The sequence below is a fragment of the Nocardia carnea genome (assembly GCF_029868855.1).
Taxonomy (GTDB): domain Bacteria; phylum Actinomycetota; class Actinomycetes; order Mycobacteriales; family Mycobacteriaceae; genus Nocardia; species Nocardia carnea_A.
This window is the reverse complement of sequence record NZ_JARWOV010000107.1, coordinates 1-25,483: the sequence shown is the minus strand read 5'-3', so window position 1 is coordinate 25,483 and position 25,483 is coordinate 1. Positions and strand designations below refer to the sequence as shown.

The following is a 25,483-nucleotide window of genomic DNA, read 5'->3' as shown; positions in this document are numbered from 1 at the left end:
TTATGGATTTCGATCTCACCGACGAACAGGTCATGCTCCGCGATACCGTGCGTGACCTGCTCAATCGCCATTACAACCCGGAATCGCGACTGGCCGTCACCGAAACCGACCTGGGCTGGAGCCGCCAGGTCTGGGGGCAGCTCGCCGAACTGGGTGTCCTCGGACTGAGCTTCGCCGAGAAAGACGGCGGAATGGACGCCGGCCCGGTGGAGACCATGCTGGTGCTCGAGGAGTTCGGGCGCCGGCTCGCGCCGGAACCGCTGCTGGACGCGGTGCTGGTACCCGGCGGGTTGATCAGTGCCGCCGGTAGCGCCGATCAGCGGCAGCGGATCCTGCCCGAGGTCGCGGCCGGGTCGAAGCTGCTGGCCTTCGCGCACGGTGAGCCGGGCACTCGATGGCCCGATCACGCCGTCGAGACGACCGCCACCGCCGACGGCGAGGCCTACACCCTGACCGGTGTGAAGAACCCGGTACCGCACGGCGACTGTGCCGACGAACTGGTGGTGAGCGCGACGCTGCCCGGCGGCGGTCTCGGGCTGTTCTTGGTCGCGGCAGACGCCAGCGGGGTCACGCGGACGCCGTACAAGACGGTCGACAACCTGCGTGGGGCACAGGTGGAATTCACCGCCGCGCCGGCGGAACTGCTGGGTTCCGGCGATGCCACCGCCACTCTGGAATCGGTACTGGTCGCGGCCCAGGCCGGGTTGTGTGCCGAGTCGATCGGGGCGATGGAGGAATCGCTGCGATTGACCACCGACTACCTGAAGACGCGCAAGCAGTTCGGGGTGACGCTGTCGAAGTTCCAGACACTCACCCAGCGCGCCGCGAATATGTACGTCTCGCTGGAGCTGGCCCGGAGCATGAGCTACTACCTCACCGCGGCCCTGGTCGACTCCGCCGACCCGGTGATCGCGTCCCGGGCCCGGCTGCAGGTCAGCCGCTCGGCGCGGCATGTCGGGCAGGAGGCGATCCAGATGCACGGCGGTATCGGGGTCACCTCCGAATACCCGGTGAGTCATTACGTGGCCCGGCTGACGGCCATCGAACGCACCCTCGGCAGCAGCCTGGAGCACCTGCGGATCCTCAGCGACCGCGTGGGTGAGTACGCGCAGCCGGAGCTGTGATCCCCTGCTCCGGCCGGACCACGCCGACCTGCGCGGCGGTTCGGCCGGAGCGACTCACCTCGATCCCCGGGGACCTCACCGGCTCCGGGCCGACTTGCCGGCTCCCCGAAACAACTCGGAGAACTCACCGGCAGCAGGGAGACCTCAGCGGAGCAATTCGCTGACCTCGGAGTCGGCGAGCTGATGGAAATCCCGGTAGGCGCCTCCCACTCCGGCCAGCACCGCCGGTGCGTGCGGGCACACCACCTCGTCGGCTTCCGCGCGGATCCGCGGGAGCGCCTCCGGCGCCGCGACCGGTACCGCCACGACGAGGTGACGGGGTTCCTGAGCGCGGGCCACCCGGCACGCCACAACGACCGACGCTCCGGTGGCGATACCGTCGTCGACGATCACCACGGTGCGGTCTCGCAGTGGAATGGGTCGGCGATCACCTCGCCACATCACGCTGCGCCGCTCCAGTTCAGCGCGTTCCCCCGCTTCGATCGCATCGAGCCGCGCCGTGTCGAGCCCGGTCTGGCGGACCACATCGGAGTTGATCACCCGCACCCCGTGTTCGCCGATCGCCCCCGCCGCCAGCTCGGGCTGCCAGGGCACCCCCAGCTTGCGGACCAGGAGAATATCCAGATCCCCGCCGATCACCTCCCGGACCGCCGCCGCCACCGGCACACCCCCGCGCGGCAAGCCGAGTACCAGCGGACCCGGCCCCAGCGGATCCCCCGCACGCAGGTGGCCCAGTTCCTTTCCCAGCGCGCGTCCGGCAGATACCCGATCGGCGTAGAGCATCACCTTCGACGCTACCCGCTTCCAACGGCGTCGTCGTAGATCTCCGCCGTAGGACAGCCGCCTGCATCGTGCGAGGCGGTGCGGGCCGAGCGGACCCGATACGCGGTCCCGCGGGTCGTCGGCGGGATTCGCCTACGGCGTCGCGACGGTGAATCTGCGCAGCGACAGGCTCGGGTTGGTCCGGCGGACCTTGTCCAGCAAATCCGGCTCCAGCGGCGCCAGCGCGATCCCCGGTTCGTCGGCCAGGTCGTTCACGACCCGTCCCGCCGGGTCGACGATCATCGAATGACCCGCGCCGCGCGGCCCGCATTGGTCGGCCGCGGCCAGGTAGACGGTGTTCTCGATGGCCCGCGCCCGCAGCAGAGTGGTCCACTGGTCGACTTTTCCCGGGCCCGGTATCCATTGGGCGGGCAACAGCAGGACCTGCGCACCTGCGGCGGCGAGGCGCCGGAAACCCTCCGGGAAGCGGAGGTCGAAACAGGTTTGCAGACCGAACGTGAGCCCGGCGGCGGTGAACACGGGTGGGTCCGTAAGCGGGCCGGGGCGCACGATCTCCGATTCACGCTGACCGAAAGCGTCGTACAGGTGCACTTTGCGGTAATGCGTCATCAGCGCGCCGTCGGGCCCCAGTACGACCAGGGTGTTGTGGATCCGGCCGTCGTCCGGTGCGGTGGTCTCGACCACACCGGCCACCAGATGCACTCCGGTATCGGCGGCGAGGCGCGCGAGGGCGGTGACGAACGGGCCGTCGAGCGGCTGGGCCGCGCCGTGTATCCGTTCGTCGAGCCGGCCCAGGGCGAACATCGAGTACTCGGGGGCGACCACGATGCGTGCGCCCTGGTCGGCGGCGGCGCGCACCCGCTCGGTGAGGGCCGCCAGGTTGGCGTCGATATCGGTATGGGGTGCGAACTGCACCACGGCCAGCGCCGGCGCGTCCGCGCGCGGCTGATCGGCGGGGTCGGCATCCATGCTGACACCGTATGGGCCGGTGGGCCGGACGACCAGGCCGTACCAGTAAACTCCTGGTCAATGAGTACCAATCAGGGCGACGGCAGCCTCGACGGAAACCCTGGCGACGCACAAGCCGAAAACGCCGAATCCGCCGGACCGTCCTTCGCCGATCTCGGAATCGATGACCGAATCCTCTCGGCCATTGCCGATGTCGGCTATGAATCCCCTTCCCCTATCCAGGCCGCGACCATCCCCCCGCTGCTCGAGGGGGCTGATGTGGTGGGTCTCGCACAGACCGGTACCGGTAAGACGGCGGCGTTCGCCATCCCGATCCTCATGGGATTGCTGCAGGACCGGCCGACCGGCAAACAGCCGGCCGCCCTGGTACTCGCCCCGACCCGGGAACTCGCGATCCAGGTCGCCGAGGCGTTCGGCCGCTACGCCACGCATATGCCGAATACCCATGTGCTGCCGATCTACGGCGGGCAGAGCTATGGCGTGCAGTTGTCCGGTCTGCGCCGCGGCGCGCAGGTGGTGGTGGGTACTCCCGGCCGGGTGATCGATCACCTGGAGAAGGGCACGCTGGACCTGTCCCAGCTCCGCTACCTGGTGCTCGACGAAGCCGACGAGATGCTGAAGATGGGGTTCCAGGAGGATGTCGAACGCATCCTCGCCGATACCCCCGCGCAGAAGCAGGTGGCGCTGTTCTCCGCCACGATGCCCGCCGCGATCCGCAAGATCTCCAAGCAGTACCTGCGTGAGCCGGTCGAGATCACGGTCAAGTCCAAGACCAGCACCGCCACCAATATCACCCAGCGCTGGGTGCTGGTCTCGCATCAGCGCAAACTCGACGCCCTCACCCGGATCCTCGAGGTCGAGGCGTTCGAGGCGATGATCATCTTCGTACGCACCAAACAGGCCACCGAGGAGCTTGCCGAGAAGTTGCGCGCCCGCGGGTTCTCGGCCGCGGCGATCAACGGCGATATCGCCCAGGCCCAGCGTGAACGCACCATCGGGCAGTTGAAGGCGGGCACTCTCGATATCCTGGTCGCCACCGATGTCGCGGCCCGCGGCCTCGACGTGGATCGCATCTCGCATGTGGTGAACTACGACATCCCGCACGACACCGAGTCCTATGTGCACCGAATCGGCCGTACCGGACGTGCGGGCCGCAGCGGCGAGGCCCTGCTGTTCGTCGCCCCCCGGGAACGTCATCTGCTCAAATCCATCGAACGCGCGACCCGGCATCCGCTCACCGAGATGCAGCTGCCCAGTGTCGACGATGTGAACGCGCAGCGGGTCGCGAAGTTCGGCGATGCGATCACCGAGAATCTCAGCTCGGACAATCTGTCACTGTTCCGCAAACTGATCGAGGACTACGAGCAGGAGCACAACACTCCGCTGGCCGATATCGCCGCGGCCTTGGCGGTCGCCGCGCACGACGGCGAGAGCTTCTTCCTCGAAGCCGAACCGGAGCCGGTGGAGCGTCCGCGCCGGGAACGCGCGCCGCGCAACTTCGACGACGGCGGTTTCGACGACCGTCGCGGGCCGAGCCGCCATCGCACCACCGATGCGGAGCTGGCAACCTACCGCATCAGCGTCGGCAAACGGCATCGCGTGGTGCCGGGCGCGATCGTGGGTGCGATCGCCAACGAGGGTGGTCTGCGGCGCAGCGATTTCGGGCATATCAGTATCCGCCCCGATCACAGTCTCGTGGAATTGCCGGCCACGTTGCCGCCGGAAACCCTGGAGGCGCTGCGCAGTACCCGGATCAGCGGCGTGCTGATCCAGTTGCAGCTCGACCAGGGCCCGCCCGGGCATCGCTCGATCGGCCGAGGGCCGCGGCGCGACGGACCCAAACGGCACGAGCGGCGTAAACCGCGGTCGTAGATTCCACGGTCCGTCCCACCAGGCCGGAGCCGGTGATTACAGTGGGCCGCGTCCGGTGTGCGGGTACCCGCACACGGGGCGGATCGCTGGGTTGCAGGAGGGCCGTGGGTGTTCGTTGTCGGTGATCGGGTGGTGTACGGCGCCACGGATCTGGAGCGCGGCGCGCGCTGTGAGTTCGCGCTGCTGCGCGGGCTCGACGCCGAACTCGGCACCGTCCCAGCACGCGACAGCGGAATACCGGCCGGAACCACCGGTTTCGGCGTATCCGGGGTAGCGGCAGATGCGGCTTCCGGATACACGCGATTCGCCGAGCTGCGTACCGCGGTGCGAAACCGCCATGGGGCCGGCGTGGTGGAACTCCCCCCGCCCGCCGACCCGGACGATCCGCTGGGCGAACTCGCCGCCGCCCACACCACCTCCGTCGCCGCGGCCCGCACCGGGGCTCCGGCGGTGCTGGGCGCGGTGTTCTTCGACGGTGACTTCTTCACCCGTGTGGACCTGGTGACGAGGACCCCGCACGGCTTGCGTCTGCACGGCGCCACTCCAGACCGGCCGGCGCCCACCGCGTTACGGCTCGGCGCCGCCGCGGAGCTCCTGGGATCTCTGTCGGTACCGGTCGATCCGCAGATGCATATTCACGCCGGCGGCGAGACACACATCGCCGAGGTAGCCGAGGTTCGACCGGTGTATCTGGCGCGCCGCCTGCGGATACAACGGATCCTGGACGAACATTCGACCGAACTCCTGCCGGTGCAATGGGGTGATCCGCGCTTCCGCGCCTGCGGCAGCTGTGCGGTCTGCCTCGCCGCCCGCGCCGAGGCCCGCGATCTGCTGCTGGTCGCCGGGATGGATCCGGCCACCCGGACGGCGCTGCGCGCGGCCGGCATCACCACCATCGACCGCCTCACCACCCGGATCGCGAGCCCGCCCGACGTGCCCGCACGTATCCTCACCCGGTTACGTGCGCAGGCGGTTGTCCAGCTGCGGCAGGAACATTCCGGTCGCGGTGAGCTGCTGCCGGCGGATCCGGCGGCCCTGGATATGCTTCCGGCCGCCACCCCCGGAGATCTTGCCCTGTACACCCACCCGGTGGCACCGGATCGCCTGCGGGTGGTGGTGGCCTCCCGGGAATCGGTCCGGCTGTCCTGCGAACTACCGGTCGAACCACCGGCGGACGAGCTCTCTCCGTCGCGCCGCGCGGCTGTTCGTAACGGCGCCCGCCGCGCGTTCTCCGATCTGCTGGCCACGCTCACCGAACCATTGCTGGCCGACCCCGACCTGCATATCTTCCACTACACCGCCGCCGCCCGAACCCTGTTGCTGCACACCGCCGGTCGTCTCGGCGCCGGAGAGGAAACGGTGGACTCGCTGTTGCGGACCGGTGTTCTGGTGGACCTGTATCCGATCGTGCGTGGCGCCTTCGTCCTCGGCACCCGCTCCTACGCCCTGCACCGGGTCGCGGCCACGCTCGGCCATCCCGGCGAGGCGGACGGCCGCACCGTGCTGTGGCTCGCCGACCGGTTACGCAAGGAGCCGGTCGGAACCTCACCCCGCCCGCCCGGCGCCCATATCGGCGCCCTGGACCGGCTGCTGCGGGAAACACCCGCCGTGCGTGCGTCGTCCACCGAGGCGGCGCTCGCCGAGTACGCGGGTCGCACCGAGACCGCTGCCGACCGGCAGCCCGGCGTCCCCGGAGCCGACCCGCACCGGGTCGCGGCGCTGACGGCAGCTCTGCTCGGCTATCACCGCCGCGAACAACAGACTTCCTGGTGGGCCCATATCGACCGGCTCACCCACCCCTTGTCCGAATGGGCTCCGGACCCCGGGGTGATGGTGGCCGATTCGTGTGCGGTGGATACGAAATGGCATATCGGTCCGGGCGATACGGTGCGCCGCTTCCTGCGCCTGCGCGGACGACTCGCCGGCCCCGGGCTCGCGCCCGGCACCCGCGTCTACGTGGTCTACGAGGCGGAACGCCGCGCACCCCGGGCCATCCGGACCGTCGGTCCGGCCACCGTACTGGGCTGTGCGGTGGAGCCCGACCTCACCGATACGGTGCGGCTCGAGGAAACCCTCTCACCCGGCGCCGCGGCACACGACGAACTACCGGTCGCACTCGCCCCAGCGCTGCCCGGCCCACCGGCTGCCGATTCGGCAGCACTCGAGGAAATCGGCGAGCGATTGCTCGTCACACTGCCCGGGCTACCGGATACACCGGTATTCGACCTCCTGGCTCGCCGCCCACCCCGCTTGCGCGCCGCCCACTCCGGCGCAGCCGGGTGGTGGAGGGGGTCCACTCCGGCTACCTCGGCTGCCCCGTTCGTTCCGACCGCGCCCCCGGCGACAGGCACCCAGCCCGGACCACACGCGTCCAGCAGCTCGCAAACTCACTCGTGGATGCTCGAAACGGACACGGGCACAGACAGTTCCAGCCCTCTCGGCACGCATCCGGCTTCCTCCTCGACGCACGCACCCGGCACCGATTCACACACGACATCCGCGGCTGCCGCCGATTCGCACACGCCCACAACCGAGCAGTCCGCCTCCATACGTCCCCCCGGAACCGGAACCCTCGAGTCCCCGCGCCGCGGGGAACCGGTATCCACGGATCTGCCCGCGGCCTCGGGTGACTCCGCGACCGCGATCACCGCGACGCTACGCGCGCTGGACCGCTCCTATCTGGCCGTACAAGCCCCCACCGGTACGGGACGAACCGCCATCTTGGCCGAGGCGATCGCCGCACTGGTCACCCGGGACAACTGGCGTATCGGGATCGTCGCGCCCACCGCCGCCCCGGTGGAGAATCTGCTGGACGCGATCGTCCGTGCCGGTGTGCTCCCGGAGCTCGTCGCGAAAAGCGATGCCGCGGCCGTGGCACCCGAATGGCTGGTGCTCGACTCCACCCGCTACTCCCGGTTCTTGTCGAACGCGATCCGCGGTTGCGTAGTGGGTGGCGCCCCGGACGATTTCACCGATCCTGCGCGAGTCCCGCGGGACGCCTTGGATCTGCTGGTCATCGCCGACGCGAACAGCTTCCCACTGGCAGCGACCGCGGCCGTCTCGGTGAGCGCCCGTAATCTGCTGCTCACCGGCGACCCCACCGAACGGCACCGGCCCGGCCCCGGACCCCACCCGGAGCCGGTGGACACCCCGGCCCTCACCTGGCTGGCCGGTGGACGGCGAACGTTGCCTGTGACGCACGGCTACTTCCTGGGCCGGACCCGCCGAATGCATCCACGGGTGAGTGATCCGGTGTCACGCCTGTTCTTCGACGACCGGTTGCGTGCCGCCCCGGCGCCCGCGGACCCCGGGGCAACCCTCGAACCCGGTATCGCCACCGTGCTCGTCGAGCACCACGGCAACACCACGTCCTCCGATGCCGAGGCTCGGGAAGTTCTGCAGCAGATCCGCGACCTACTGGGCCGGACCTGGAACGACGGCACCGGTCTCCGGCAACTGCAGCCGCACGATATCGTCGTTGTCTCCCCACACCGGGCGCAGGTGAGCCGGATCCGAACCCTGCTGTCCCGCGCCCGGATCGAAGAGGTACTGGTCGGTACCCCCGAAATGTTCCGCGGCCGGGAGGCGGCCGTGGTGCTGATTTCGCCGGCGACCTCCACTCCCGAGGACGCACCCGGTCCGGTCGGCTCGCTGCTGTCGGCCGCCCTGGTACACGACACGCTGTGCCGCGCCCGGCGCCGCGCGGTCATCGTCCGTTCCCCGTTACTGACGGAATTCCTCCCGGAAACGCTCGGCGAATTATCGGCACTCGCCGATTTCATCCGGTTGTGAGCAGTGATGCGAAAATCCGCGGGGCCCGAGGAATTCGGTCCGGAAATCGGGGGGAATTCGGATAATCGATATTTTCGCCGAGCACCACATTTATGCCGGCCTCACCCGAAGCATTTCCCTTCACCGCGATAGGTCGGCACCTCCACCCGGGTTCCGTCACCGTCGACCAGATACAACCGCTCGAACCGTTCACACAGCTCACCGGCCTTGGCATGACGGAACCACACCCGGTCCCCGATCTCCGGCGCGGCCGCACCCGACAGCGGTGTCTGCACTTCCCCCGCCCCCTCGGTGCCCAGCAATCGCAAACCTTTGGGCCACACCGGTTCAGGCACCCGGCTCGCCCCGGCCGGACCGGAGGCGATATACCCGCCGGCGAAAACCGTCGCGATATCGGCTGCGGGCCTACGCAGTACCGGCAGCGCGAAAAACAGAGCGGGCCGCGGCCGGAACGAACGATAGTCGTCGAACAGGGTCGGTACGTAAAGCCCTGAGCCCGCGGTGATCTCGGTGACCCCAGACGCCTGTGCACTGAGCTCGACGGATCCGGTACCCCCACTGTTCACGATTTCCAGCTCACCGGTCACCGCCACCACGGCCGCCAGCACCGCGGCCCGGCGGCGTTCGATCTCACGGGCAGAGGCCTTCTTCACCAGTCGCACCGCGAGCGAGGAATCCGGCAGCCCGGCGATCTGCGCCTCGTAGGTCATCAGCCCGACCACCCGGAACCCGTCGGCGCGGGCTCGCGCGGCAAGGGCGGCAGCCTGCTCGGGCGTGCGCACCGGCGAGCGACGCACCCCCAGGTGCAGCGGACCGATCCGCAGAGAAGCGTCGACGTCCAGGCAGATCCGCGGCGCCACGCCGGTATTTCCCAGCGCGGCACGGATCAGGTCGAGCTGGGCGGTGTCGTCGACCATCAGGGTGATCGCCTCGAGCGCGATCTTGTCCCCGGCGAGCTCGGCGAGTGCCACACGATCGGCGGTGGGATAGCCGAGCAGAACATCGCGGGCACCGCACCGGACCAGCCAGAGTGCCTCGGCCAGCGAGTACGACATGATCCCGGCGAAACCGCCCGCCGCGGTCAGTTCCGGACCCAGCACCTCCGCGAGAACCGCCCGGCAACGCACCGATTTACTGGCCACCCGCAGTGGCCGGCCGCCGGCCCGGCGGACCAGGTCGGCGGCATTGGCTCGTAATACGGTCAGGTCCACCGCGGCCAGCGGCGGATCGAGGTCTGCGGTGGCGGCGTGTAAGTGGGCAATCGGCGAGGTCGTGCTCACGCCGCCCACTCAACCACCGGACTGGTCATACGTCCAGTTTTTCGGGGAATCAGGCGTCGACAGCGCGGGTGATCAGATTCGACACCAGATCGTCGAAGGCCACCAGAATCGCCTCGTCATCGCAATCGGCCAGCCAGCGCAGTACCGACCCCTGAACCACGGTGATCACATACCCGGCCACCGAATCGACCGGCTCGATCCAGCGCGTACCGGAGCGCTGGGCACACAGTTCGAGCCATTCCACAACATGCTGCTGCTGCGTCCGCTGTCGCTCGGATATCACCGGGTCAGGCATGTAATCCACCCGCGAATCCCAGTGCCGGCACAGCGTCTGCACCGTCTTCTCGTACGCATGGATCTGCTGAACCGGCCGGGACTTCACCAGCGGCCAGTAGGCGCTGAAACCCGCATGCAGTAGCACCCGCAACGCCCGCAAACCGGTGATGTCCAGCACCGCGTCGGCGTTTTCGACCGCTTCACGCACGGCCGATCGCATACGACCCTCCGCTATTTCTCCACGTACGCCCAACGCAAGCTCCCTCGCAAAACACATCGCACACTTCGGCACCGAAACCGGCGCCGAAGAGGCCGGTCGGATCGGCAGGCGCAAGGTCGGGAAGTTACCGCCCAACCAATCCGTCATCTCAATATTAGAAACGTTTTCGGGGTTTGAGAACAGCTACACGGGGAAACCCGTACCCGAAGACTGTTTTGTGACCCCTCCGCAACCGCGGCTTTTCACAACCGGGACCTGGGGCTCTCGGTACCGGCACCGCCCTGCCACCATCCGGGCACAGGCCATCGGCAAGTCTACGTCGACGCCGCGGTGTTGCCCGATCGCTGTGCCTGATCACACACTGCTCCCATTTCTGTCCTGCCGGTTAGCCTGATTCGGTGACCAGCTCTCCCCTCGCCGACCATCTACGGATCAGCGGCACCTTCAATTTCCGAGACCTCGGCGGCCTCCCCGTTCACGGCGGCCGGACCATCCGGCCCGGGGTCCTACTCCGATCGGCCCAGCTCAGCCGCCTCGACGACACCGGCCATTCGACTCTGCGCGAACTCGGCGTCGGCGCCGTCCACGATCTGCGTGGACACCGGGAGATCGAGCGCGCGGGCGCCGATCACCTCCCACCGGAGATCCAGTTGCGGATCACCCCGTTCCACGGTGAAACGGCAACCTCTCCACCGCACGAGGCAGCAGCCGGCCGCGAGGACGCACCCGGAGCGGCGCTGGCCTACATGATGGACGTGTACCGGGATTTTCCGGCCAGTCCGGAGGCGCATACCGCCATTCTGGCGCTCGCCGAAGCGATCGTCGCCGATCGCGGCGCCGTGCTGGTGCATTGCGCGGCCGGCAAGGACCGCACCGGATGGTCCGTGGCCACCCTGCTGCGGGCGGTCGGCGTCCCGGAAGCCGATATCCTCACCGATTACCTGCTCAGCAACCACGCTGTGGCCGAATTGCGCTCCTCGTTGAAGGACGAGTTCGGTGCCGACCTGCCACAGGCGGTGCTCGAAGTCCGCGAGGAATACCTGCGCGCCGGCCTGGAAGCCGGCACGGAACTGCACGGGGATTTCGACTCCTACCTGCGGGCGGTGGGTATCACCGCGGATCTCCGGAACCGGCTGCGCGACCGGCTGGTCGCCTGATCCCGGGCACTGCCGGGGTCAGGCACTGCGGCAGACCATCCCGTCCCGGCCGATGCTCACCTGATCGCCCGTGTGGAACCAGGTGCCGGTGAACCGGTCGGCGGTGCGCTGCGGATCTTTCCAGTACCGCCGCGACACATTGGGGCCGCGGCACAGCAGCTCACCGTGACCGGCGGCGGCCCGCGGACCGCACAGCGCCAGCTCGGTGCCGCCGAACGGAAAGCCCAGCACCGTTCGGTCCACACCCCCGACAGGACCGGCGGTGGGGCCGAACGCGAGACCGATACCGCTGGTCTCGGTGGCACCCCATACCGACCACTGCCGAGCAGACGGGAAGACCTGGCACAACTCCGCCGCGAAATCCGGGCCGGCAGCGTCGGCAGCGGCGCTCCCGGCGGCGGGGATGCGCTGATCCGATCTACTGATCCGGACCACCCGATCGGTCGGTAACCCACCGGCCCGGCCCGCCGCCAGCTCGGGGAGCAGTCCGGCGAGGGTACGGGTGTTCGCCGCCACCGTGTCGACCCTTTCCCCGGCAATGGCCCGGGCGACCCCCGCGCCACCCTGCGCCAGCACCACCGTGCCCCCGACCGCGAAGGTCGGCAGCAGCTGATCCACACAGCCACCGGCGTGGGCCAGCGGCTGGAGGACCAGATTGTGCATTCCGTCGGTGGGCAGATCGAGCGCCGCCACCATCGATCTGATCGCCGACAGCAGATTCTCGTTGGTCAGTTCCACACCGGTCGGCATCTCGTTCGCGCCGGATCCCTCGGTGTAGCAGAGCAGCGCCAGATCGTTGAGTGCGGCACCGTCGTCGATGAACGCCGCACCGTCGGGCAGGTCGGCGGACCACGCCCCGCCGCCGCGGGTCGCACCGCAACCGCGCTCCGCCGAACCCAGGACGAAATCGGCATCGCTGTCGGCGATGACCTTTTCGGCCAGCCCGCCCGGCAGACCGTGATGCACCAGTACCGGCACCGCGCCGCTGAGCAGCGCGCCCAGGAACGCCTGCACCCAGCGCACGCCCGGCGGCATATGCACCGCGACCCGGTCGCCGTAGCCGATCCCGTGCTCCTGCAAACCGCCGGCCACCCGCGAGGCGGAATGCCAGAGTTCCCGGTAGGTGAGCCGGCCGCCGCCGACCTCGACCACGGCCTCCCGATTGGCGAACGCATGGACCTGCAGGTCGAGCAGTTCGGTCAGGGCCGGGCTCAGATTGCCGTACCGCAGGATGCCATCCGCGCCGCGGGACAGCGGCGCCGCCGAAGCCGTATCGGTGAGCGGGAACTCCACCAGCGAGATCGCGGGGGAATCGGCCCGGAGGCCGGGGCCATCGAGACCTTCGGGTCGCGATTCCGGCGGCCGGTCACCCTGCTCCGCACCGGTGACCGAAGCCGGTGCCGCGTGGGTCGCCGCCGGTCGCCCGGCGGTGCGGAGCAGTGGACCGGCAGCAGGCCCGATGGTCGTGGTGGTACCGGCTTGCATCGAACCTCCGCACAGTCGAACAGTCAGGCACCTGTGACTATATGACCCAGATCACAAAGATGGGAGCGGAGTCGACGAATCGAATCGAATCGAGATCCGGAGGGCGTTTTCCGGCAATTCTCCCGCTACTCAACGACCGCTATAAGTGGCCTTACCCGGGCCGACCTCGAGAAAGCTGCGTACCGCACGTGGCAGATCCTCGGTATCGAACAACTCGCCGGAGACATCGGGTGTCACGGAATCCGCATGGCCGACCCCGCCCGAACGCCACGCCTCCACGATCCGTTTGGTGGCCGCGTGCGCACGCGTCGGACCTTCGGCCAGCCGATGGGTGAGCGCCACCGCGGCGGTTTCCACATCGTCGTGGATCTGGTTCACCACTCCCCACTCCAGCATGGTGGCCGCGTCGTACAGATCGCCGGTCATCACCAGTTCGCGCGCCCGGCCCGACCCCGCCCGCTCCGCCAGCCGCTGCGGACCGCCCATCGACGGAGTCAGCCCGACCACGATCTCCACCAGCCCGAACTTCGCCTTCGGCGCGGCCAGGATCAGATCACAGGCCAGGGCGATCTCGAAGGCGGCGGTGAGCGTGAGCCCATGCGCCGCGAACACCACCGGGCAGGGCAGTGCCTCGATCGGATGGCTGATCCGGTCGAACAGGTCCTGCCACAGCTGCGCGCCCTGTTCGGCGGTCAGCCCGTCGAAACTGTGCACGTCCACACCGCCGGAGACCACCTTTCCCTCGGCCCGGATGAGCAGAGCCCGCGGCGGCCGCGCGGTGAGCTCGGCCATATCACCGGCCAGTGCGTCGAACATGGCCTTGTCGAACAGGTTGAGCGGCGGTGCCGCCAGCGTCAGCGTCGCGACCTCGGCGCCGCCCGTGGTGACCGAACGTTGCAGACGAGTGGGTTTGGTAGCGCTCATGCTGTGATTATCAGGTATGAGCGAGGGCCTACGTGGTCACGCTCCCGCTACCGCCGCCGGGACCTGACTCGCTCTTACCGTGAGCTGACGAGCCGGTCCTGCCAGACTGGGGACATGACCGAAACGGAACAGGGCAGCTACGTCGAACCGGGTGAGTTCAAGCGCGATACCAACTACATCACCACTCGGATCACCGCCGACGGACGCGACGGGTATCCGGTGGAGCCGGGCCGCTACCGGCTCGTCGCCGCCCGGGCCTGCCCGTGGGCGAACCGGACGCTGATCGTGCGCCGTCTTCTCGGCCTGGAATCGGCGATCTCGCTGGGCCTGTGCGGACCCACCCACGACAAGCTGAGCTGGACCTTCGACCTCGACCCCGGCGGCCTCGACCCGGTCCTGCGGATCCCCCGGTTGCGCGACGCCTACCTGGCCCGATACCCCGGCTACCCGCGCGGGATCACGGTGCCGGCAATCGTGGACGTACCCACCGGGCAGGTGGTCACCAACGATTACGCGCAGATCACCCTCGATTTCTCGCTGGAATGGACCGCCCATCACCGCGCCGGTGCACCACAGCTGTATCCCGAACCGTTGCGCGGCGAGATCGACGAGGTGAACGCCCGGGTCTTCCGCGAAGTGAACAACGGGGTGTACCGCTGCGGTTTCGCCGGCGCCCAGGACGCCTACGACGCCGCATACGATCGGCTGTTCACGGCACTGGACTGGCTCAGCGACCGCCTGTCCGGGCAGCGCTATCTGGTGGGCGACACGATCACCGAAGCAGATGTCCGGCTGTTCACCACCCTGGCCCGCTTCGACCCCGTGTACCACGGCCACTTCAAATGCAACCGGAGCAAACTCACCGAGATGCCGGTTCTGTGGGCATACGCCCGAGACCTGTTCCAGACCCCCGGATTCGGCGACACGGTCGACTTCACGCAGATCAAAGACCACTATTACAAGGTCCATACGGATATCAACCCCACGCAGATCGTGCCGAAGGGACCGGAACTGTCCGACTGGCTGTCCCCGCACGGCCGCGAGGCCCTCGGCGGACGCCCCTTCGGCGACGGCACCCCGCCACCCCCGCCGCTTCCCGCCGAGGAAGTACCCGCACGACACGGCGCGAGGTAGCTCCCCAGCAGACGGCCACCGGCCCCGGGTGCGCATCGGAACCCGGGAGTCGGGTAATCCGTTGTCGGAACGGACGAACGTCGGCCCGGTGTCATACAGTGCACAGGGCCCGCAAAGGAGGATGACGCCGTGCGTAACGGGGCAGTGGAAAAAGCCGTGATCGAGGCGCTCGACCACGGTTCCCGGCTACAAGCACCCGCCGTCGCCAAGTACGTTGCGCGACTGCGGCGGGCCCATCCGGACGAAACACCCGCCCAGATCGTCGAACGCCTGGAACGCCAGTATCTGCTGGCGGTGACGGGCAGTGGTAGCGCGGTCGGTGCCTCGGCCGCGGTTCCGGGGGTCGGTACGATCGCCGCGCTCGCCGCGGTGAGCGCCGAGACCACCTTCTTCATGGAGGCCTCGGCGCTGTTCACGCTCGCGGTGGCCGCCGTGCACGGAGTGCGGCCCGAGGACGCGCCGCAGCGCCGCGCCATGGTGCTGGCCGTCGTTCTGGGTGACAGCGGTATGGAGATCGTGCAGAAAAGCGTCGGCTCCTCGGCCAAGAACTGGGGCACCGTGTTCGCGAACAAGATTCCCGGTCTATCCGGTATGAACGATTCGCTGCTCAAACGGTTCATCGTGCGGTTCCTCACGAAACGCGCCGCGCTGATGGCCGGGAAGGTGGTGCCCGCCGGGATCGGCGCCGTCATCGGCGGTTTCGGCAACCGGGCCCTCGGCAAGTCCACAATCAACAACGCCCGCAAGGCTTTCGGTCCGGCGCCGCGTTATTTCCCCGACGAGATGGTGATCGACGCCCAGCTCATGCCCGCCGCCGAGCAGCCGGACAAGGCGGCGCAGCAGGATTCGCTGCTGCCGCCGGCCACGGGATCGCCCGTCGCACCGGAACAGGACGGGCATCGGCAGCCGCCGGAAGCACCCGCACCACTGCCGACCGAGCCCCGGCAACCGCCGGCCGATCCCCGATGAGGCCCGCGATCACAGTCCGGGGGCTGACCAAACGTTTCCCGGATTTCGCGATCGGCGCACAGGATGTGTCCTTCGATATCGCATCGGGCACCTGTGCCGCGCTGGTGGGTCCCCCGGGCTCGGGGAAATCGACGATCGTCGCGGCCCTGCTCGGGCTGCTTCCGCCCACCACGGGGTCGGTGACCCTGGACGGCGGGCGCGGTAGTTCTGCGGTGGGCGCCGTCCTCGCGCCCCGCGGGCTGCATCCACGGCGCACCGTTCGCGACCATCTGCGGGTGTACGCCGCCGCCGGCGGGCACCCGGACCGCCGGATACCCGCCGTGTTGGAGACCACCGGACTCACCGAGCGCGCCCGTACGGTCCCCGATGAACTGACGTCCGGTGAAGAAGCCCGCGCCGCCCTGGCGACCGCGCTGCTCGGCGATCCGCCGCTGCTGATCCTCGACGACCCCACCGCCGGTATGCAGCTCACCGAGATCTCCTGGTTGCAGGGCTTCCTGCGGCAGCACACCCGCCGCGGTGGGACGGTGTTGTTCACCGCGCAGAGCCTGGTCACGGCGCTGCCGGTCGCCGACCACCTGGTGGTGCTCGGTGCCACCGCGACGGTCGCCTACCAGGGCAGCCCGGCACGGTTGCGGCGGCGCAATCCCGATCGGCTGGTGGTCGCGTCCTCCTCATCGATCGCGATCGCGACAGCACTGGCCGCGCGCGGCTTCACCGATGCGGTGATCCGGCCGGACGATCAACTCGCCGTGGCCGGCGCGACGGAGGGCGATATCGTCGAGGCCGCCCGGGCCGCCGAGGTCCGGCTGCACGGGATCATGGCCGACCGGATCCATCCCGACCGCGTTCTGGCCTCACTGACCCATGCCGCCGCGGCCCGGCCGGGTATGCCGCCGTCCACCTCTCTGCCGTACGGGGTTTCCCGATGATCGACGTCGTACCCGCGGAACTGATTCCGCCGGTCCTCTCCGAATACCGCAAGGCCGTCACGCTGCGCTACACCCGGGTCCTCGCCGGGCTGGCGATGGCCGTAGCGATCGCGGCGCCCGCCACGAGTGCCATCCTGGCCGGCCCGCGGGACCCGGAAGGTGAGCCGGTGACGGGCGCGGCGACCATCGGGCTCTATCTGGCACTGTTCGCCGTCGTCCTCGGTTCCGCGGCATTCGGCGCCGCGGGCGCGGCGGGCGAACATCAGCACGACACCCTCATGATCACTGCCCTGTTCACCGTGGACCGCGATAAGCTGGCCGGCGCGAAATTCCTGGTCACCGGTCTCGCCGCGCTCGCGGCCGCGCTGGCGGTGGAGATCGCAGCCCTGCTCTGCCTGCTGTTGTTCGGCCGGGACAAATTCGAGTTCACCGGCTCACTGTTCGCGGTACTCGGTGGTGGCCTGATCGCCGCCGTCTGCTGGGCGCTGATCGGCACCGGGATCGGATTGCTGGTACGAACGCCGCTGCTGGCGGTCGGCGCCGTCCTCGGGTGGTTGTTGCTCGTCGAACCTCTGCTGTGTGTGGTCACCGCGGGCATCGGCATCCCGGGCGTCGTGACACTGCTACCCGGATCCGCCACCCTGAGCACCCTCTTCTCGGGATCCTTCACCGACGCCGATCTCCTGGCCCCGGCACCCGCGGCGATCGTCGTGCTACTGCTGTGGACCGTCGGTATCGGCGCCTGGAGCTGGTGGTCGCTGCGGCGCGCGGAGCTCTGAACCGGCCGGCCGCGCTCCCGGGAACAAGACCCTGTCGGTAGGCGTCGTTATGGTCGATGGCAGGTGAAAGCGGGGGTATACGGGAGGGGCGGATGAGCGAACCGGGGTGGATCCGCCGGCTGTGGTCGGAGTGCCGGCACTACCGCGGCACACTGGCCGGTATCGCGCTGGCGCTGGTGGCCGGAGCGGCGGCCGAGATCGTGGCACCGCTGCTCACCAAGTGGGCCGTGGATTCGGCGACAACCGGCGCAACCCGGGTCATCGGTATCGTCGCCGGGCTGCTGGCGCTGCTCGCGGCCGGCCGGTTCGTTGCTTCGTTCGGGCGGCGGATGCTCGCCGGAAAATTGTCTCTCGACGTCCAGCACGGTCTGCGCTTGCAACTGCTCGGCTCGCTGCAGCGGCTCGACGGCGCGGGCCAGGACGCCCTGCGCACCGGCCAGGTGGTCTCCCGCTCCATCACCGACCTGCAGCTGGTGCAATCGCTCTTGGCGATGGCACCGCTGTCGGGGATGTCGCTGCTGCAGTTCGTACTCGCGGCCGGGGTGATGCTGTGGCTGTCTCCGCCGCTGGCCGGCGCGGCGTTGCTGATGGTGCCGCTCGTGATCGCCGTGGTCTATCGGATGCGACCCCGGTTGCACGCCGCGACCTGGTCCGCGCAGCAGCGGGCAGCGGAGCTGGCCCAGCATGTGGAGGAGACCGTCACCGGGGTGCGGGTGGTCAAGGGGTTCGGCCAGGAAGCGCGCATGGTCGACGTCCTGGAGGGGCACGGGCGCCGGTTGTTCGCCGAACGGATGCGCGCCGCCGGTATCAACGCCCGCTTCTCACCCACACTGGCCGCGATACCGCAGGCGGGTCTGGTGGTGGTGATCGCGCTCGGTGGCTGGCTGGCGCTGCAGGGCAGCATCGGCCTCGGAACGTTCCTCGCATTCAGCGCCTACGTCACGACGATGACCACCACCGCACGCACGATGGCGTCGGTGATCATCCTGGCCCAGCTCACCCGCGCCGCGGCCGAGCGCGTGTACCAGGTGATCGACGCGGGTCCCGCGGTGGCGGACCCGCCACGGCCGGTGCCGGTTCCCGACGGCCCACTGGGAATCGAACTCGAGTCGGTGACCTTCGGTTTCGAGCCGGGGGAACCGATTCTGCGTGATCTCGATCTGCGGGTACGCCCCGGTGAAACCGTCGCGGTGATCGGTCCGGCGGGGTCCGGGAAGACCACCCTGTCACTGCTGCTGCCCAGGTTCTATGCCCCCGATGCCGGCCGGATCCGGCTCCTCGGCGCGGACGCCACGGAGCCCGTCGATATCGCCGATGTCGCCGCGGCGCAGTTACGCGCGGCCGTCGGCGTGGTCTTCGACGACCCGTTCCTTTTCAGCTCCAGCGTCGCCGCCAATATCGCGCTGGGCCGGCCGGACGCCACCGACGCCGAGATCCGGGAGGCCGCCCGCCAGGCCGCCGCCGACGATTTCATCGAAGCACTGCCCGACGGCTACGACACGGTGGTCGGGGAACGCGGACTCACGCTCTCCGGCGGTCAGCGGCAACGTATCGCGCTGGCCCGGGCGCTGCTGGCCCGGCCGCGGATTCTCGTCCTCGACGACGCCACCTCGGCGGTGGACGCGGTGACCGAGGCGGCCATTTTCGGCGCCCTGCCCGACCAGGGGTCGCGGACCACGATCATCCTCGCCCATCGCGAATCCACCCTGACCCATGCCGACCGGGTGATCCGACTGCCGGAGCCGGCGACGGCCGTGGTGAGCGGTCCCGTCGTGGCCGAACGCCTGCCGGTCGCGCAGGCGGGTGACCGGATGGCCGCCGCGGCGAATCTCAGCGAAACACCCGAGCTGCGCCGTGAGATCGCCCGCCTGCCCGCGGCAGCCGAGAAACCCCGGCTGGATCCCGCCCGGCTGCGCGAACCCGATCCCGGTTTCCGGCTGGCCCGGCTGCTGCGCCCGGTGCGTCTCCTGGTCCTGTTCTCGGTTCTGCTGCTCGCCCTGGACGCTCTCATCGGAATCGGTTTCCCGCCGCTGGTGCGTCACGCCATCGATACCGGAGTCGCCGGATCCGACCCGGGCGCACTCGCCGTCACCGCACTCCTGGGTGCGGGACTGGTCCTGGCCGGATGGGTGGTGGCCGCCGCGACCACACTGCTCACCTCCCGCACCGGCGAACGCGTCCTCTACGGGCTCCGGATCCGCAGTTACGCCCATCTGCAACGGCTGGGGCTGGACTACTACGAGCGGGAGCTGTCCGGCCGGATCATGACGCGGATGACCACCGATGTCGATGCGCTGTCCACCTTCCTGCAGACCGGTGTGTCGACCGCCTTGGTGAGCGCGCTCTCGCTGGCGGGGATCGCGCTCGCCCTCCTGGTGATCGATACGCAGCTCGCCCTCGTGGTGCTGCTGGGCGTACTCCCACCGCTGATCATCGCCACGGTGATCTTCCGCAGGGTCGCCTCGGTGGCCTACAGCATCTCCCGGGAACGGGTGTCGACGGTGAACGCGGATTTCCAGGAGAACGTCGCCGGTCTGCGCGCCGTCCAGGCCTACCGGCACGAACGGCGTTCGGCGCACCGATTCGCCGAATACTCCTCCGGCTACCGCCGCAGCCGGATGCGGGCCCAGCGGGCCATCGCGCTGTACTTCGCGTTCATGGCGTCGTGGACGGATCTGGCGCTGGCCCTGGTGGTACTCACCGGAGCGCATGCGGTGGCCGCCGGGGAAACCAGCGCCGGCACCCTGATCGCGTTCGTGCTGTACCTGGAGCTGCTGTTCGGTCCGGTGCAGCAGTTGTCGCAGGTGTTCGACGGTTACCAGCAGGCACGGGTCGGCCTGCGGCGGATCGGTGAACTGTTGCGCACGCCGTCGTCGATCCGGGCGGACCCGCCCGGGGCCGACCCGCTCACCACCGGGCTGCGCGGAGACCTGGAACTCGATGCCGTCCGGTTCCGCTATCCGAGCACCGAGCGTCCCGCACTCGACGAGGTATCGCTGGCCGTGGCTCCGGGTCGCTCGCTGGCCTTGGTCGGCGCTACCGGCGCCGGAAAATCCACCATCGTCAAACTGCTGGCCCGGCTCTACGACCTCGCCGAAACCGATTCCGGCGTCGTCCGGGCCGACGGGGTGGACATCCGCGATTACCGGCTGGATCGGTACCGCTCCCGGCTCGGCATGGTCCCGCAAGAAGCTCACCTGTTCACCGGCGATATCGCGAGCAACATTGCATTCGGGAAACCGACCGCGACCGAAACCGAGATCGCTGCGGCCGCCCGGGCGGTGGGCGCGGCGGAGATGATCGCCGGCCTGCCCGGCGGAATGCACCGGGCGGTCGGGGAACGCGGCCGCGGCCTGTCCGCCGGTCAGCGTCAGCTCATCGCGCTGGCGCGTGCCCAGCTCGTCGACCCCGATGTACTGCTCCTCGACGAGGCGACTGCCACCCTCGACCCCGATACGGAAGAGAAAGTGCTGGCAGCGACCGGTTCATTGGCCCGCAACCGGACCACGGTGGTCGTCGCGCACCGCTTGGCGACGGCCGCGCGCGCCGATCGTATCGCCGTGGTCGCGCACGGCCGGATCGTGGAACTCGGGACGCACGCCGAGCTGTTGGCCGCCGGCGGGGAGTATGCCCGCCTGTGGACAGCCGCGGGTAACGCGGAAGGAATATTCTCGATAGGACACAAGTCGTCAACTATGAGGTCGGGGCAGACCGGTGGTCGGTGACGTGGCCGATGGGCACAGGGGCCTATCCTCGTCAGAGGGCGTATCGGTACCCATCCACCGATCCCCGGTGCCGGGCACGTCACAAACGTCGCAGCGCGAAGAACGAAATGAGGCGAACACCTGCTGTGAGCAGCTCAAAATCCCAGTTCGGTCAGAACCAGTGGCTGGTCGACGAGATGTATCAGAAGTTCAAACAGGATCCATCCTCGGTCGACGCCAGCTGGCACGAGTTCCTCGCCGACTACACCCCCGAGACCTCCGGTGATTCCGGCAACACCACCCAGTCCGCCCCGGCACCGGCGGCCCGTGCGGTGAATTCGGCCCCGGTCCCGGCCGAAGCGGCCTCTGTACAGACCCGCGCCGTCGCCCCCGGCGCCCCGGCCGGTGCGGCCAAACCGGCCGCGCCCGCCACCGCCGCCGCGAAAACCTCCGCGACCGCGCAGCAGCAGCGCGCGCCGAAGACCACCCCGGCGCCGACCTCCAACGCCGCCCCCACTTCCGGCGCGCCGAAACCCTCGGCCGCCGAGGAGAAGAAGGTACTGCGCGGGGCCGCCGCCGCGGTCGCCAAGAACATGTCGGCGTCGCTGGCCATCCCCACCGCCACCAGTGTGCGGGCCGTACCGGCCAAGCTGATGATCGACAACCGGATCGTCATCAACAATCACCTCGCCCGTACCCGCGGCGGGAAGATTTCGTTCACCCACCTGCTCGGTTACGCGATCGTGCAGGCCGTGAAGGCCTTCCCGAACATGAACCGGCATTTCGCCGAGGTCGACGGGAAGCCGAACGCGGTGACCCCCGCCCACACCAACCTGGGTCTGGCCATCGACCTGCCCGGTAAGGACGGCAGCCGTTCCCTCGTGGTCGCGGCCATCAAGGGCTGCGAAGAGATGAACTTCGCCCAGTTCCACACCGCCTACGAGGACATCGTCCGCCGGGCCCGCGACGGCAAACTCACCGCCGAGGATTTCAGCGGGGTCACCATCTCGCTGACCAACCCGGGCACCATCGGCACCGTGCATTCCGTACCGCGGCTGATGCAGGGCCAGGGCGCGATCATCGGCGCGGGTGCCATGGAGTACCCGGCCGAGTTCCAGGGTATGAGCGACGAACGGATCGCCGAGGTCGGCATCGGCAAGCTCATGACGCTGACCTCGACCTACGATCACCGCATCATCCAGGGCGCGGAATCCGGTGATTTCCTGCGCACCATCCACAAGCTGCTCATCGCCGACGAGTTCTACGACGAGATCTTCCACGGCCTGGGTGTGCCGTACGAGCCGATCCGCTGGCGCAAGGATATTCAGGAGCGCGGGGTCGACAAGAGCACCCGCGTCCTGGAGATGATCGCGGCCTACCGCAACCGCGGGCACCTCATGGCCGATACCGATCCGCTACGCCTGGTCAAGGAGAAGTTCCGCAGCCATCCCGACCTGGACGTCATCCAGCACGGCCTGACCCTGTGGGACCTCGACCGCGAGTTCAACGTCGGTGGTTTCCACGGCCAGGAGCGCATGAAGCTGCGCGATGTGCTGTCGGTACTGCGCGAGGCATACTGCCGGCATGTGGGTGTGGAATACACCCACATCCTGGAACCCGAACAGCTGAAGTGGATCCAGGACCGGGTCGAGCAGAAGCATGTGAAACCGACCGTCGCCCAGCAGAAGTACATCCTGAACCGGCTCAACGCGGCCGAGGCGTTCGAAACCTTCCTGCAGACCAAGTACGTCGGCCAGAAACGGTTCTCCCTCGAAGGCGCCGAATCGGTTATCCCGATGATGGACGCGGTGATCGACCAGTGCGCCGAGCATTCGCTCGACGAGGTCGTCATCGGTATGCCGCACCGCGGCCGGCTCAATGTGCTGGCCAATATCGTCGGCAAGCCCTACTCGAAGATCTTCACCGAGTTCGAGGGCAATATGAACCCGGCCGCCACGCACGGCTCGGGCGATGTGAAGTACCACCTCGGCGCCCGCGGCACCTACCTGCAGATGTTCGGCGACAACGAGATCGAGGTCTCGCTGACCGCCAACCCGTCGCATCTGGAAGCGGTCGACCCGGTACTCGAGGGTCTGGTGCGCGCCAAGCAGGATCTGCTGGACAAGGGCGACGGCGAAGAAGGGTTCTCGGTCGTGCCGCTGATGCTGCACGGTGATGCCGCGTTCGCCGGTCAGGGCGTGGTCGCCGAAACCCTGAACCTGTCGGGTCTGCGCGGTTACCGCGTGGGCGGCACCATCCATATCGTGGTGAACAACCAGATCGGCTTCACCACCGCACCGGAGAACAGCCGTTCCACCGAGTACTCCACCGATATCGCCAAGTTCATCGGCGCCCCCATCTTCCACGTCAACGGCGACGATCCCGAAGCCTGCGACTGGGTGGCCCGCCTGGCGGTAGATTTCCGGCAGAAGTTCCGCAAGGACGTGGTCATCGACCTCATCTGCTACCGCCGCCGCGGCCACAACGAGGGCGACGACCCGTCGATGACCCAGCCGTACATGTACGACGTCATCGACACCAAGCGCAGTGTCCGCAAGAGCTACACCGAAAGCCTGATCGGCCGTGGTGATATCTCGATGAAAGAGGCCGAGGACGCGCTGCGCGATTACCAGGGACAGTTGGAGCGGGTCTTCAACGAAGTCCGTGAGCTGGAGAAATACCCGCCGGGGCCGAGTGAATCGGTGGAGGACGCCCAGCAGATCCCGTCCACCGTGCTCACCGCGGTCGACAAATCGGTGCTGCAGCGGATCGGCGACGCGTTCATCAACGTACCGGACGGTTTCAGCGTGCACCCGCGCGTGCAGCCGGTGCTGGAGAAGCGCCGCGAAATGGCCTACGAGGGCAAGGTCGACTGGGCGTTCGCCGAGTTGCTCGCCTTCGGCACGCTGATCGACGAGGGTCGCGCGGTGCGGTTGACCGGTCAGGATTCCCGTCGCGGCACCTTCACCCAGCGGCATTCGGTGATCATCGACCGCAAGACCGCCGCCGAGTACACCCCGCTGCACAACATCAACAGCGCCAACCCGGGCTGGTTCGCGGTGCACGATTCGGCGCTGAGCGAATTCGCCGCCGTCGGTTTCGAATACGGCTATTCGCTGGGCAACCCGGACGCACTGGTGTTGTGGGAGGCGCAGTTCGGCGATTTCGTCAACGGCGCGCAGTCGATCATCGACGAGTTCATCTCCTCCGGTGAGGCGAAATGGGGTCAGCTGTCCGAGGTCGTGCTGCTGCTGCCGCACGGGCACGAGGGCCAGGGCCCGGATCACACCTCCGGCCGGATCGAGCGTTTCCTGCAGCTGTGCGCGGAGGGGTCGATGACGGTCGCGGTGCCGTCCACCCCGGCGAACTACTTCCACCTGCTGCGTCGGCACGCACTGGACGGTATCCGCCGCCCGCTGATCGTCTTCACCCCGAAGTCGATGCTGCGCAACAAGGCCGTGGTGAGCGATCTGAAGGACTTCACGGAGTCCAAGTTCCGCTCGGTGTTCGACGAGCCCACCTACGAACAGGGCATCGGCGACCGTGCCGCGGTGAAGCGCATCCTGCTGACCAGCGGCAAGCTCTACTACGAGCTGGCTGCCGCGAAGGCCAAGCGTAAGCGTGACGATATCGCCATCGTCCGGGTGGAGCAGCTCTACCCGATGCCGAAGTTCCGGTTGAACGAGGCGCTGGAGCGCTACACCAACGCGACCGATATCGCGTGGGTGCAGGAGGAACCGGCGAACCAGGGTGCCTGGCCGTTCTACGGCCTGAACCTGCCGGAGTTGCTGCCGCAGCGCCTGGGCCGTCTGCGTCGTATCTCGCGCCGCGCCATGTCGGCCCCGTCCTCGGGTTCGAGCAAGGTGCACGCGGTGGAGCAGGCCGAGATCATCGATGAGGCGTTCGAGCCCACCAGCTGACCGTCGACTCCCCGCCCCCCGGGGGGGGGGGCCGCCCCCGGGGGGGGGGGGGGGGCGGCGGGGGGGCGGGGGGCCCCCCCCCCCCCGGCCCCGCGCCCCGCCCCCCCCCGCGCCGCGGGGGCCCCCCCCCCCGGCGGCGGGGAGTCGACGGTCAGCTGGTGGG

At 68.7% G+C, this 25,483-nt stretch carries 15 protein-coding genes and 1 pseudogene; 10 read left to right on the top strand and 6 right to left on the bottom strand.

Annotated features, from left to right (window positions below; all coding sequences use genetic code 11):
* Positions 1-2 precede the first annotated feature (2 nt).
* Positions 3-1,124, top strand: coding sequence for an acyl-CoA dehydrogenase family protein (locus QH195_RS10025; RefSeq protein ID WP_280435157.1), 1,122 nt, complete (start codon positions 3-5; stop codon positions 1,122-1,124).
* A gap of 144 nt (positions 1,125-1,268) precedes the next feature.
* Here the strand turns inward: QH195_RS10025 and QH195_RS10020 are convergent, their stop codons facing one another.
* Both QH195_RS10020 and QH195_RS10015 read right to left on the bottom strand, forming a co-directional pair.
* Complete coding sequence (locus QH195_RS10020) at positions 1,269-1,907, bottom strand: phosphoribosyltransferase (RefSeq protein WP_280435156.1); 639 nt, start codon at positions 1,905-1,907, stop codon at positions 1,269-1,271.
* Positions 1,908-2,039: 132 nt separating this feature from the next.
* Positions 2,040-2,876 (bottom strand): carbon-nitrogen hydrolase family protein, encoded by an 837-nt coding sequence (locus tag QH195_RS10015; protein WP_280435155.1) that lies wholly within the window; start codon positions 2,874-2,876, stop codon positions 2,040-2,042.
* 60 nt (positions 2,877-2,936) lie between these two features.
* Here QH195_RS10015 and QH195_RS10010 point away from each other — a divergent pair, with 60 nt between their 5' ends.
* A complete protein-coding gene (locus QH195_RS10010; protein ID WP_280426059.1) occupies positions 2,937-4,748 on the top strand; it encodes a DEAD/DEAH box helicase in 1,812 nt (603 codons plus the stop codon).
* A 108-nt stretch (positions 4,749-4,856) separates the two neighbouring features.
* Positions 4,857-8,540 carry an AAA domain-containing protein gene (locus QH195_RS10005; protein WP_280435154.1) on the top strand — a complete coding sequence of 1,228 codons (3,684 nt, stop codon included), beginning with the start codon at positions 4,857-4,859 and terminating at the stop codon, positions 8,538-8,540.
* Positions 8,541-8,641: 101 nt separating this feature from the next.
* Here the strand turns inward: QH195_RS10005 and QH195_RS10000 are convergent, their stop codons facing one another.
* The gene (locus QH195_RS10000) at positions 8,642-9,829 is read right to left on the bottom strand and encodes an alanine racemase (RefSeq protein WP_432278380.1); all 1,188 of its coding nucleotides are present in this window, start codon (positions 9,827-9,829) and stop codon (positions 8,642-8,644) included.
* 40 nt (positions 9,830-9,869) lie between these two features.
* Positions 9,870-10,316, bottom strand: a complete 447-nt coding sequence (locus QH195_RS09995) for a TetR family transcriptional regulator (RefSeq protein ID WP_280426062.1) — start codon at positions 10,314-10,316, stop codon at positions 9,870-9,872.
* Between the two features lie 398 nt (positions 10,317-10,714).
* Between QH195_RS09995 and QH195_RS09990 the strand changes: the two genes are divergently transcribed.
* Positions 10,715-11,473 (top strand): tyrosine-protein phosphatase, encoded by a 759-nt coding sequence (locus QH195_RS09990; RefSeq protein ID WP_280435152.1) that lies wholly within the window; start codon positions 10,715-10,717, stop codon positions 11,471-11,473.
* A gap of 18 nt (positions 11,474-11,491) precedes the next feature.
* Here QH195_RS09990 and QH195_RS09985 read toward each other — a convergent pair whose 3' ends face one another.
* The gene (locus tag QH195_RS09985) at positions 11,492-12,958 is read right to left on the bottom strand and encodes a class I adenylate-forming enzyme family protein (RefSeq protein ID WP_280435151.1); all 1,467 of its coding nucleotides are present in this window, start codon (positions 12,956-12,958) and stop codon (positions 11,492-11,494) included.
* 129 nt (positions 12,959-13,087) lie between these two features.
* Positions 13,088-13,882, bottom strand: a complete 795-nt coding sequence (locus QH195_RS09980) for an enoyl-CoA hydratase/isomerase family protein (RefSeq protein WP_280426065.1) — start codon at positions 13,880-13,882, stop codon at positions 13,088-13,090.
* A 114-nt stretch (positions 13,883-13,996) separates the two neighbouring features.
* Between QH195_RS09980 and QH195_RS09975 the strand changes: the two genes are divergently transcribed.
* From QH195_RS09975 to QH195_RS09950, 6 genes and pseudogenes are all read left to right on the top strand, one after another.
* Positions 13,997-15,016, top strand: a complete 1,020-nt coding sequence (locus QH195_RS09975) for a glutathione S-transferase family protein (protein ID WP_280426066.1) — start codon at positions 13,997-13,999, stop codon at positions 15,014-15,016.
* Between the two features lie 144 nt (positions 15,017-15,160).
* Positions 15,161-15,802: pseudogene (locus QH195_RS09970) on the top strand (hypothetical protein); the annotation flags it as partial.
* 179 nt (positions 15,803-15,981) lie between these two features.
* Positions 15,982-16,917, top strand: a complete 936-nt coding sequence (locus tag QH195_RS09965; protein ID WP_280435150.1) for an ATP-binding cassette domain-containing protein — start codon at positions 15,982-15,984, stop codon at positions 16,915-16,917.
* Entirely contained in the window at positions 16,914-17,696 is a 783-nt protein-coding gene (locus tag QH195_RS09960; RefSeq protein WP_280435149.1) for an ABC transporter permease, read from the top strand. Before QH195_RS09965 ends, QH195_RS09960 begins: the two co-directional genes overlap by 4 nt.
* A gap of 92 nt (positions 17,697-17,788) precedes the next feature.
* Positions 17,789-21,421 carry an ABC transporter ATP-binding protein gene (locus tag QH195_RS09955; protein ID WP_280435148.1) on the top strand — a complete coding sequence of 1,211 codons (3,633 nt, stop codon included), beginning with the start codon at positions 17,789-17,791 and terminating at the stop codon, positions 21,419-21,421.
* A 107-nt stretch (positions 21,422-21,528) separates the two neighbouring features.
* Positions 21,529-25,320 (top strand): multifunctional oxoglutarate decarboxylase/oxoglutarate dehydrogenase thiamine pyrophosphate-binding subunit/dihydrolipoyllysine-residue succinyltransferase subunit, encoded by a 3,792-nt coding sequence (locus QH195_RS09950; protein WP_280435147.1) that lies wholly within the window; start codon positions 21,529-21,531, stop codon positions 25,318-25,320.
* Positions 25,321-25,483 lie beyond the last annotated feature (163 nt).

Bases quoted from the DNA above. Each gene is read 5' to 3' on its own strand.
- QH195_RS09975 (WP_280426066.1), top strand. From the start codon at position 13,997: ATGACCGAAACGGAACAGGGCAGCTACGTCGAACCGGGTGAGTTCAAG.
- QH195_RS09985 (WP_280435151.1), bottom strand. From the start codon at position 12,958: ATGCAAGCCGGTACCACCACGACCATCGGGCCTGCTGCCGGTCCACTG.
- QH195_RS09980 (WP_280426065.1), bottom strand. From the start codon at position 13,882: ATGAGCGCTACCAAACCCACTCGTCTGCAACGTTCGGTCACCACGGGC.
- QH195_RS10025 (WP_280435157.1), top strand. From the start codon at position 3: ATGGATTTCGATCTCACCGACGAACAGGTCATGCTCCGCGATACCGTG.
- QH195_RS10015 (WP_280435155.1), bottom strand. From the start codon at position 2,876: ATGGATGCCGACCCCGCCGATCAGCCGCGCGCGGACGCGCCGGCGCTG.
- QH195_RS10010 (WP_280426059.1), top strand. From the start codon at position 2,937: ATGAGTACCAATCAGGGCGACGGCAGCCTCGACGGAAACCCTGGCGAC.
- QH195_RS09965 (WP_280435150.1), top strand. From the start codon at position 15,982: ATGAGGCCCGCGATCACAGTCCGGGGGCTGACCAAACGTTTCCCGGAT.
- QH195_RS09955 (WP_280435148.1), top strand. From the start codon at position 17,789: ATGAGCGAACCGGGGTGGATCCGCCGGCTGTGGTCGGAGTGCCGGCAC.
- QH195_RS09950 (WP_280435147.1), top strand. From the start codon at position 21,529: ATGAGGCGAACACCTGCTGTGAGCAGCTCAAAATCCCAGTTCGGTCAG.
- QH195_RS09960 (WP_280435149.1), top strand. From the start codon at position 16,914: ATGATCGACGTCGTACCCGCGGAACTGATTCCGCCGGTCCTCTCCGAA.
- QH195_RS09995 (WP_280426062.1), bottom strand. From the start codon at position 10,316: ATGCGATCGGCCGTGCGTGAAGCGGTCGAAAACGCCGACGCGGTGCTG.
- QH195_RS10020 (WP_280435156.1), bottom strand. From the start codon at position 1,907: ATGCTCTACGCCGATCGGGTATCTGCCGGACGCGCGCTGGGAAAGGAA.